Raw genomic sequence first — 1,447 nt, forward strand, 5'->3', positions numbered from 1 at the left:
CATTCAGACTGCTCCGGTTGATCATTTTGGAAGACCAGCGCAGATGACTGCCGCGCCGCATGGAAGACATCCCAAGACGGCGGTTTCGCCGACCGTTCGGGCAAAGGCTTTTGCTCACCGTTCAAGGACGGATCATTGGTCTGGAGTTGGGGAACTGTCGGCCGCCCGACATTCTGCCCTATCGCTATGGTGGACAGCGTCTTCGAAAGCCGTTTGGCCTCGCTTTGGACCTGATCGTCATACTGGGCCATCTTTCCGACCGATGGATCGGAGCGCCCGTAGTAGGATTGCAGCATCACGCGCTCAGCCTGTTGCAATGTCGCGCCGGCGCGCACGGCCAAACGATAGTAACCATCGAGCAGTGTCGCCGTTGCCTTGAGGTTGAGGCATGGATCGAAGGCATCCGCGATGCTGAGATCAAACTTGCGCAATTCGACGATGCTAATGCCTCCAAGCCCTAGTTGGACATCTTTATGTTCCGCCATCAGCAGTGTTGCGGTTTCGACCGCTTCGGCTTTGTTCTTTGGCTGTTGATGAAGAGATGAACTTCCTCGCACCCGAACATCAAAAGGCTGGAATTGGCTTTCGAGACTGACGATCGCTGCAAGCGTTTCGATCGCAATCGCCGGCGCACAGGTCTGGGCAAGATCGGTGAAGGAGGCCGCCATGATCAGTACCACACCCGCTGGCTTCCAACGCCGTCGATGGTCACATCGACATAATGGGGCTCGGATCGCACATTCGGCCGCGCCGTCGGGTAGCCCATGCACTGTAGGTGCCGGCCATCCCGCTGCCAGCGCGCCGATACCACCAGCCCATCGTCTCTAGCGCTGCCGTCACGACCGGAGGCACAATAGCCGCCGTCAACCTTGGAAAGGGTTCGCGAAACGCAGGTCTCCTGTTGACCGCGCTCGCCATAGCCTGTCGTCAGGCGATAGCTATCACTGCAGAAATAGGACTCGTAACCAGGACGTGATGCCCGGAAGCCGACACCGCTGCAGGTGGGAAAGGAATGCCCCTTGGCAAGCTCCCGCCAGAGCTTGCTGATCGGCGGACGGCAGGCGGCATATTGTGTAGGTCCACCCGGATTGGAAAGGCACAGGATAACCTGGCATCCCCAATCATCGGCGCGCGCATGCCGCTCGGAAATGAGGTATAAAGGAATGCAGCCGGTAATGGCGAAGATTGTTCCAACCAGAAGGCGTTTCATAAGCATGGTCCTTCGATGTGGCGATATCAAACGATCCGTCCGACGACGAATCAGGCGTCGTTGATAATTTATACTTACTTATATGATGCAGTTAAAAAGATGACAAGTACCCTAACCACGCAGTGGCACAGTCTTTCGTTTGCAGCCTTCATCCTGCATGAGATCATGGATAATCCGCAGGAGGACGAGACACCGCAATCCCGACTGAAACAGGTCGGCATGATGAGTGTTCTCTAC

At 56.4% G+C, this 1,447-nt stretch carries 2 protein-coding genes and 1 pseudogene; 1 reads left to right on the plus strand and 2 read right to left on the minus strand.

Going from position 1 to position 1,447, the window contains the following annotated elements; translation table 11 throughout:
* On the minus strand, positions 1-668 hold a 668-nt coding region (locus Q4Q11_RS31775), incomplete at its 3' end, for a lytic transglycosylase domain-containing protein (protein ID WP_113222311.1).
* Between the two features lie 2 nt (positions 669-670).
* Complete coding sequence (locus Q4Q11_RS31780; RefSeq protein WP_498571976.1) at positions 671-1,210, minus strand: hypothetical protein; 540 nt, start codon at positions 1,208-1,210, stop codon at positions 671-673.
* Positions 1,211-1,309: 99 nt separating this feature from the next.
* On the opposite strand from Q4Q11_RS31780, the pseudogene Q4Q11_RS31785 reads away from it, so the two are divergent.
* Positions 1,310-1,447: pseudogene (locus tag Q4Q11_RS31785) on the plus strand (MarR family transcriptional regulator); the annotation flags it as partial.

It is taken from the genome of Rhizobium sp. UFLA01-1127, from assembly GCF_059803845.1.

Bases quoted from the DNA above. Each gene is read 5' to 3' on its own strand.
- Q4Q11_RS31780 (WP_498571976.1), bottom strand. From the start codon at position 1,210: ATGAAACGCCTTCTGGTTGGAACAATCTTCGCCATTACCGGCTGCATT.